Source organism: Mesorhizobium sp. M5C.F.Ca.IN.020.32.2.1 (assembly GCF_004023105.1).
Taxonomy (GTDB): Bacteria; Pseudomonadota; Alphaproteobacteria; order Rhizobiales; family Rhizobiaceae; genus Mesorhizobium; species Mesorhizobium wenxiniae.
In genome coordinates, this window is record NZ_RZSX01000197.1 from 1 (window position 1) to 8,448 (window position 8,448).

Annotated in this window: 8 protein-coding genes and 1 pseudogene; 3 read left to right on the forward strand and 6 right to left on the reverse strand. The window is 61.5% G+C overall.

The annotated features are described in order from the left end of the window. The 3 genes and pseudogenes from EOA86_RS12490 to EOA86_RS12500 form a co-directional block, all read left to right on the forward strand. Nucleotides 1-451: pseudogene (locus EOA86_RS12490) on the forward strand (DUF2345 domain-containing protein); the annotation flags it as partial. An 8-nt stretch (nt 452-459) separates the two neighbouring features. Beyond that, the gene (locus EOA86_RS12495; protein ID WP_128341912.1) at nt 460-885 is read left to right on the forward strand and encodes a DUF6484 domain-containing protein; all 426 of its coding nucleotides are present in this window, start codon (nt 460-462) and stop codon (nt 883-885) included. Beyond that, nucleotides 885-1,952, forward strand: coding sequence for a HEAT repeat domain-containing protein (locus tag EOA86_RS12500; protein WP_128341914.1), 1,068 nt, complete (start codon nt 885-887; stop codon nt 1,950-1,952). The genes EOA86_RS12495 and EOA86_RS12500 overlap by 1 nt, the downstream gene beginning before the upstream one ends. A gap of 31 nt (nt 1,953-1,983) precedes the next feature. Here the strand turns inward: EOA86_RS12500 and EOA86_RS12505 are convergent, their stop codons facing one another. The 6 genes from EOA86_RS12505 to tssM all read right to left on the reverse strand — a co-directional run. Further along, the gene (locus EOA86_RS12505; protein WP_128341915.1) at nt 1,984-2,859 is read right to left on the reverse strand and encodes a hypothetical protein; all 876 of its coding nucleotides are present in this window, start codon (nt 2,857-2,859) and stop codon (nt 1,984-1,986) included. Between the two features lie 9 nt (nt 2,860-2,868). Continuing rightward, nucleotides 2,869-3,933, reverse strand: a complete 1,065-nt coding sequence (locus tag EOA86_RS12510) for a PAAR-like domain-containing protein (protein ID WP_128341917.1) — start codon at nt 3,931-3,933, stop codon at nt 2,869-2,871. Nucleotides 3,934-3,944: 11 nt separating this feature from the next. Next, nucleotides 3,945-4,925, reverse strand: a complete 981-nt coding sequence (locus EOA86_RS12515) for a hypothetical protein (RefSeq protein WP_128341919.1) — start codon at nt 4,923-4,925, stop codon at nt 3,945-3,947. A 23-nt stretch (nt 4,926-4,948) separates the two neighbouring features. Further along, on the reverse strand, nt 4,949-6,037 hold the full coding sequence (locus EOA86_RS12520) for a DUF2169 domain-containing protein (RefSeq protein ID WP_128341921.1): 1,089 nt from the start codon (nt 6,035-6,037) through the stop codon (nt 4,949-4,951). Then, entirely contained in the window at nt 6,037-6,579 is a 543-nt protein-coding gene (tagF, locus tag EOA86_RS12525) for a type VI secretion system-associated protein TagF (RefSeq protein ID WP_164891705.1), read from the reverse strand. The genes EOA86_RS12520 and tagF overlap by 1 nt, the downstream gene beginning before the upstream one ends. After that, nucleotides 6,576-8,448, reverse strand: a 1,873-nt coding sequence (gene tssM, locus EOA86_RS12530; RefSeq protein ID WP_128341923.1) for a type VI secretion system membrane subunit TssM, incomplete at its 5' end; no start/stop codon positions are given. The genes tagF and tssM, both read right to left, overlap by 4 nt.

Consider the following 8,448-nt stretch of genomic DNA (forward strand, 5'->3'; position numbering starts at 1 on the left):
CGCGACGCGCTCGGTCACCGTCGGTATAAGCCAGGGCCACAGCATCGGGGCAAGCGATACCTGGACCATAGGCGCGGGACAGAACATCAGCATCGGTGCCGGACAGTCGGTTGCGATCGCCGCATCCCAGACGACGGACGTAGGCGCCTCACGCGGTGCCAACATCAAGTCGAACGACAGCACCGACGTCGGCGGCGGTTACATCCTGAAGGTAGGAAAGGGCAGCCTTACCGACGTGAAGGAGAATACCGGCATCAAGGTCGGTAAGAGCCTGTCAGTGGAAGCAGCCGACGACATTACCCTCAAGTGCGGCAGCTCCAAGATCGTGATGAAGAAGGACGGTACCATCATCATCGACGGCAAGGACATCACGGTGAAGGGTTCAGGGAAAATCAACGTAAAGGCGTCGAGCGATGTCATCATCAAAGGCTCGAAGATCAACGAGAATTGAGGAACGTGATGGGCAGAGTCAAGAGCACGATCGATGGCGTTGTGATCGGAGTTTTCATGGGGTTCGGCGAAGAAGGCGTACCCCTCGTGGTCTTTGCCGGCAATCCCGAGGAAACGGCGCAGCCTGCGCGCAGCCTCAGCGAATTGTCTTCCGATATGGTCGGCAAGGAGGTGGCGTTGCTTTTCCAGGAGGGCGATCCGCGCAAGCCGCTGATCGTCGGTCGCATCGTCGAGCCGGCGCGCAGGCCCGGCGTCGAGGTTATCCGCGACGGCAAGCGTGTACGCATCCGCGCCAATGACCGGCTCGAACTGCGTTGCGGCAAGGCATCCATCGTGATGGATAGTGATGGCCAGATCGTCATCCGCGGTACATACTTGGTCAGCCACTCCAGCGGGCCGAATTATATCCGTGGCGGCTCGATCAATTTGAACTGATGTCGCCCGTCGAAAGCTTCCATCGCCCGCGCATCGCTAGCCTTGTGGTCAGGCAGCACGCGGAACTGGTAGCCTTTCTTTGGGTGCAGCGCGAGAGCCTTCTTGCGCAAGAGCCGCCCGCGGCGGTGGCGGCTAAGGATATCGACGACCGTATCGAAGCCAACTTGGACGGACTGCGCATCGCAGGCCAGGCCGCGTGGCCGAGCCTGCTCCAGCAACTGCAAGACTATCCTGACAGTGGGGAACTGTTTGCCTTTGCCTGGACCGCGATCGAGTTCAACGATCCAGTCAGGCTTTCAGAAGCGGTGGGGCATGCCCGTGAGCTGACACCGAGCCCGGACGGGTTCATCGGCGCGCTGCGGTGGCATGCGGCCGACCGAATCGGACCGCATGTGAGGGACTGGATCACCGATGCCGACGCTTTCAAACGCTTTCTCGGCGTTTCGGCATGTCTGGTGCATTCGGTCGATCCAAAGAACCTGCTGCCGCGGCTAGCCCGCGATCCCGATCCCCGCGTTCGTGCGGCGGGCTTACGGCTGGTGGGCGTTCTCAAACGAACCGATCTTGCCGGCGAGGCGAACGCTGCGCTCAACGATTCCGACGAAGATGCGCGATTCTGGTCGGCATGGTCGCTGGTTGAACTGGGTCATGCCCGGTTGGCGCAAAACGCATTGAGAGCAGCGGTTGAAACGCCGGGGAAGGACAGGCTGATAGCGCTCCGCGCCGCGATCAAGGGCGGGCCTGAAACGGAAGTTCGGGCATGGCTCGGCGGATTAATGCAATCGCCCCAGACCGCCTCAATCGCGGTTCGCAGCATCGGCATGTTGGGCGATCGCGGCCGGCTTGCCTGGCTTGTTGAGAGGATGCGCGAGCCGCCGGTATCGATCGCAGCGGGCGCATCATTTGCGGAATTGTTTCCAGAAGCTCCCTGGGATGAGCTGTCTTCCGCCGACATGGAAGAGGTTGGCCCGGACTTCATCGACTACTTCAGGGACAGCATCGTGCGGGTGCCGCTTGCCGACAAAGTTGCTGAATGGGGCATGGTGGCTGGCGCCCTACGCGACTGAAAGGATAACACGGCTCTCGTTTTCAGTCGGGTCAGTCGCCGATGGGATGGCCGAAGAAATACCTCTGCCGAGGTACGAACTTTCTAGCGTCGTCGCTCTCGAGGAATGTCTCCAGTATTGCCGTCGCCTGAAGCGAATTGAGTTTGACCGGGCTGTCAAAGAAGGCGGCACAGTTCACGCCGGTGGCGGCCTCAAAGATGAGACGGTGCCGGTGGACGCGGCCTATTTCCGGCGCTGCGCCGCCCACCCGTTCAAGCAGCTGCCTTGCGAGCTTGACCACGTCGAAAACCTTGCCACCGAGGATGGGGGTATTGGGACCCGGAAGCTGGCCCAGCATCAGCGACAACGCGTCCCCTACCTTGCGAAAATACTCCTCCCGATTGATGACGTGAACGGTATCTTCATCCTCGGATTCGATGGACTCGTCGGCGCCCCTGCTTATGGGTCCGTTGGTGTCCTCGAGCAGATACGACAGCTCTCTCTCGATCTGATAGCGGGTCTCTTCGTCCGATGCGTCATTGTGTAGGGTCAGCAGCATCCGGATCGCGTCAGGGTCTAGCGTCAGGCCCAACGCCGTTGCCATGAAGTACTCCGATCCGGAGCCGTCCTTCTCGAACGGCTTGAAGACGTCCTTCACAAAGCCAAGGGTGCTGGCCAAGCCAGCCAAATTGGTGAGCGCTCGCCAGACGAGATAGGCATCGCTGCCCTTCATGATTGCGGGAATGCGGCGCAACGCGGAAGAGTCACCCAACTCGCAGGCCAGGAAGAGGCCTGCTATCTGTTCCCAGATTTCATCGCTTCCAAGCAACCGGGATGGATTATAAGAACGCAAATCGACTCCAGGAACATGGAATCCTATCGAAAGAATCTTGAGAGTGGATTCTGGAACTGGAATGTATTTCGACATAGTAAAGCCTTATGGAATGCAATCGTTAACGTTCTCAAGAATAGTCTGTGCGTCCTCAATCTCCTGGCATTCACCCGTATCCATCACATCCTGTGGACATACGTTTGATGGCTCGTTGCATCCGCCGGCCATGTGAGGTGTTAAGTGATTCAAGGAATGGTAGGGCTTCTTCCCGGCGACAGCATTCGGCCCTCTTCTAATGGGTGAGCCTTTCCCCGTTTCCCAGGCAAGAATGCAGCCATCCTTCACTCCGGTCGCTTCAAAGGCGGCCTTGGCATTCTGCGCCGGTGTATCGGCCGCCGAGGTTGTCGCACCTTTTGGGATGTCGAAGTACATCGCACAACCCTGATTGTCATTATTGTGGACATTGGGACAAGCCGGTTTGCCGGCTTTCCGCAGTCGGCGATGCTTTGCTTTAAGTTGCAACATCCTCTTTAGCGAGGCTTCGTAAAGAGCCTTATTCGCAATCTGCTTGGCGTTCCCAGTTCTCATTTTCTTGATCTTGTTTGTCCAGAACGTCTTTTCCTTAACCACGGGATAGGCCTTGCCGGTGGAAGGATCCTTCTGCCATTCGTGCAGCGGGCCACCGCAGCACGGGCAGTTCCCGGCCTTCGCGGCCGCCTTGGCAGCCTTTGCATTCAGCGACTCGAGCGGCGGCGCCGGCGGCGTCGCGCCAACATAGGACGCATGGTTGCTCGTCGTGATGTCAAAATGCCGGCAGACGTTCTTGCCTTCGAACTTCACCGACATGCACCAGGCCTGAAAGTAGGTTTTGCCGGTGATCTGGTGGGTCACGACCGACGATCCGAACGTGCGGGTTGCGGCCTCGTTTCCGAGCATCGGCTCCTTGTAGTAGGATTTCTGCGCCAGCGCGGCGGGCTTGCCGCCGATCAGCACGGTCTCGGAGCCTTCCTTGAGATTGTTGGAGAACGACGTGTCCGGGTAGGGAATTGGGATGGGCCCGGCCGGTGGGGATGGCGGCGACAGGCAGACATCCGGAAACCGCGCGATCGACTTGTTCATGCCGTTCTTTCCGGCAATCTCCCATTTTTCCGCGAAGACGTTCTTGGTCATCTCTCTCGACCCTATGCGGAAACGATCGCCGCTGCGCGGTTACCAAACGTCGAACTGCCGTAAAGCACCGCGGAAGGCCCGGGTGCATAGCCGCGCCGGAAGGCTTGCTCGGCCCATGCGAACTGGATGGAACCCGCGACCGCTCCGCAGTCGCCGATGCAGCCCGCCGCCAGCCAGACCAGTTGTTGCGGCCTGACTGTGCGCATCACCCGCATTTGCGCCACCACCAATTCCTCGAAAGCGTAAGATTCGCCGGCGACGTCGGACAGGCGGAAGGCAACATCGTGAATCTCCACCCTGGCTTCCGCCAGGGCCGTCCGCAGCGCAGAGGCTAGGCCGTCCGCGCGGAACGGCTGCTCGTTGAGCACTGTCGCGGTCTCGCGCGCCAAGCCGAGGCCATGCACTGTCACATGTGATTCGAGCAGCGGACGAGCGCTGACGACGGAGATGCTCGCCGCCTCGCCAGGAATGAGGCCATCCGTGACGATGCTCGTTTTGAGACGGCCCGCCTTGTCGAGCCAGCCGAGGGTGCGCGAATCGATGAGCGTATCCACGGCCAGGATGATACAGGCGGGAACTTTGCGTTCGGCGAGCAGCTTGCGCGCGTGCCAGATGCCGACGAAGGTGGACACGGCCCCTTCCGTCACATGCACGGAATGCGGTCCGACAAGAGATGCGCCATTGGGCAGCGCCAGCCCGCCCACAATGCCGTTGAGGCGCGCGCCTGGAACCTGCGGTTCACGCGTGCACAAGATGATCGGCATCTCGCCCCAGGGCAGCCGGTCCGCCTGTTTTGGGTCGACCTGATCGGCGGCCAGACGCGTCAGGGCAGCAACGCGATCGCGGCCGCGCATCGTCGCCGGCAGCGCATCCACTGACGCGCCACGTATTGGCTCGCCGTCGGCGTCGCGATAGGAAAGTTCGGCGAACGCCGCTATGTTTGCCCGCATCGCGGCCGCCGTACTCCCCGCCGAATAGCCGACCGGCGACACGAGGCTAAGGCAGGAAATGACCGTCATTTTAGGCGCCTTATCTCCTTCAGAGCGGCAACTGCGACTCCCAGCCCCGCATAGTGCGGTTTCTCGCCGTCGCGGGGGATGAGGTCGTTGCCGACTTGAACCTCCTCAAGTCTCACGAACTTGCGCGGCAGCTTCGTGCCTACCCGGCCCACCAGCACGATTCTGCTCTCGTGCGGAACGATGATGAGCGTATCAGGCACCATCGTCTTTCGTTCCAAATGGTCGTCGAACACGAAGCGCACCGGCACTGACAGTCTCGGCAGTTTTACCCCGAACCGACCTCTCTCGCTCATGCCGATGCAGCCGAAGACCATGCCCTCGCCCAATCTGTCGAACCATTGGTCCTGGGGAGCAGCCTGGAAGTAGCGGTCATCGAAGTCCTGCGGCAAGAAGGGGAGCACGTTGTCCATCCAATGCTTGTCATATGTGCCGGCATATCTCGCCCGCTCCTTGGCGAAGCGTGGCACAGGACCAAAGCCGATCGGCTTGGGCCTGTCGTTCCAGATCGCCATGCGCGATTGCGGATGTTCGACGCAGGGCAGAGGAGTGCCGTCAACATTGCCTTGGCCGGCAAGATAGCCTCTGCCGATCGGGTTAATCGCATCGCCGCGGTGCTTGGCGGGATCGGCATCTGTGCGATCGGTACCGCCAAATGCGAGATGCCATGCCAGCGGCATGGAGGCAAACGGCGTCGGGCGCGAAGCCTGGATGCCTAACCCACCTCTGAACCAGCGCCTTTGGCCGGTGACCACCGCGCGCTTGTCCAGTCCTGGCCCAACCAGGCGCACTTCGATCGCTTCCGCCTGCCTTCCTTGTGGGGCCACCGCCATGGCGTCGAGCAGAACCTCGCATTTCGGCTTGACGGGGGCAAAGTCGGTCTCGACGCGAATGGAGGTGACTTCCGGATCGCCATAGTGGGTGTCGGCATAGACGAAAGGCGACTGCTCCTTGGCGGGCGTGCAGTTGCCTTGTTCATCGACGTTATATGTCGCCCGGATCACGGCAACACAAAACTTCACGCAATGCTTGTCCTGGTAGGGAAAAGCCTCGGCGAGAAACGGCGTGGTGTTCTGGCTGACGAACATCAGACTTGCCCCTCCATCAGCTGGTCTCCCAGTTGGCGGAAGATTTGCTCCAACGTCTCTTCAGGCGATTGCGGATCAATATCGAAAATGTCGGAGTGCACGGTCCACATCACCATATCGCTGATGACCTCTTCGCCCGGCTCGACCGGCGGCACCGGCAGTCCGGCGAGCGCGGCATCCAGTTCATCAGGCGTCATCTCGCCGTGCTGGGCCGCGGTGGCCGCTCCTTCGATGCTGGCAAACCACGCCTCGGCGTAGGCCAACTCGACGGGAGTTTCGGAAAGCTGCGCGACGACGCTCAAAGGGAACTGCCGGCCGACTCTGTCGGCGCTCTGCAGAATAATGCCTGCCGATGCGCCGAAAGCGGCCGGGCCTGCCAGGAAGCGCAGCGCGGTGCTGCGCGGCCAGGCTTCCGAGCCGATCAGCGGCACGATGTGCTGCGCCAGCCAGCGGTCCCAGGCGCGCACAAAATCCCCCGGCAGTCGCCGCGTGACGAAATCGCCGGTGGCCGGCATTTTGCCGTAAAAGCCGGGCAGGATCATATCTGCGGTGGACATGAGAATTTCTTGAACATCTCCAGATTGTAGGGGTTCTCGACGCTTGCCGCCTTGAGTTGGAAATCGGCGTACATGCCTTCGGTTCCCAATCGCAGGCTGTAGACATCGGACAGCGAAGTGCCGGTGAAACGGCCGCTGCGCAGCATCCTCAGCCACGCCCAACTGCCGGTCTCGTTCAGCATGACTTCAGGCGAACCGTCGATCGGCTGGAAGGCGAGCGAGATGACGCCGGTGCCGTCCTTGCCGGGCCAGGTCATCGGCTGCGGCCGCGTTGCGTTGTTGTAGTAGACGAGGTTCTGGCCATCGAGATTGAGCGTCACGCGCGTCACGTTGGGAGACAGATCCTTGGGTTCGAGCGTGAAGCTCATCACCGGACCCGTACCGCCTGGAAAGAGATCGTCGCGGATGCGCCTCGCCTGTTCGAACGCCGCCAGGGCCGCCGGGTCCAGGCCGAAGTCGGCACGCCACTTCCATGGCTGGCTGGCGGTGTCGACATAGCTGATCAGGTGGTCGTTGATGAAGGCGTCGATCATCCCGGCCGGCCCGAACAGGCGGGCGAAATCGCGGACGTTGACGTCGACCGCGCTTTCGGGACTGAACGGATAGCGGTCGTTCAGCGCCGCCTGGCAGAACGGCAGGATGTCGGCGCGCCAGATGGCGTTGAGCTCCGAGGTGACTGCCTTCTGTGTCAGGCCGCTGGTGTCGCCGGCGATGCCGCCGAGCCAGTCGTCGACGGGATCGGGCAGGATCTGGGCTTGCCTGGCGACCGCTCCCGTCAGTTCGGCCAGCCCGCCCTGCTTCTTGATGGCATCCTGCGGGTCGGGATTGGCCGTGACCGTCTGCAGCACGTTCGAAAGTGCGGTCAGCGCCACCACCGCGGCGTCGAGTGCCGGCGGCTGGCCGTCGACCTCGGCGATCGCCCCCTTGAGCGGCTTGAAATGTTCGGCCACCAGATTGCCGGTAAGATCCACCTCGTTGGCGGAGCCTGCGCGCGGCAGCAGTTTTGCGCCTGTCTTGGCCAGCTTGCCGAGCTTGCCGAGTTTGCTGAGCAGTTTCGAGCCGGCCTTGGTCGCCGCCTTGTTGTCGGCCGGCGCTTCATCGGATCGGGTCAGCTCGGTCTCCTGAACCACCGCTGTAAGCAGGCGCTTCAGCGCGGAGTCGGCGCTCGAGAGATCCTTTAGGTTCTCGCTGGCGATATTCAGGTCGGCCAACGGCGCGAGTCTGATATCGCGCAGGATGCTGTCCCATTGCGCGATGTAGTCTTCGTAATAGAGCTTTAGAATATCCTCGGACAGCGCCGATACAGAGGTTTCGGCATTCTCCGAACAGCCTCCGGCAAAGACGGCCCGATCGAGTGCGGCCTGTGCGGCGACATCCTCGATCCGGTCGAGAATGGCATCGTGGAAGCCGGAATAGGTGAACGCGCCTGAAATGCCGACGCGCAGCGTCTTGTCGGAACGCCGTGCAAAAACCTTGGCGCCGTTGGGGCCGGCGAAATTCGCCGGGATCCATTCCTTGAGGCCGGCCACCGCCGGGTCGGCCAGCAACTGCCTGTAGGCGCGCGCCGGCAGCGAAATCGTGCAAACCGTTTTCAGCGCCTCGGCAACCAGCCCCTGATCCGCGGCGATGTAGCTGTCGTCGACCGCCATGCGACGGATCGCGGCAAGCTGGTGCTCTTCCGCGTCGGCGGTCGGAAACGGCGCCGCCGGCGCAAATTCCGGCAAGTCGTTGACCCACCAGCCCTGGACGTAATCGGCGTCCATCTGCGACAGGCCGGTCATCATGCGATAGGTTTTTAGCGCCCCCAGCATGAAATCCGGATCGCGGATCTGCCGCCACATGGTCGCCTCGAGC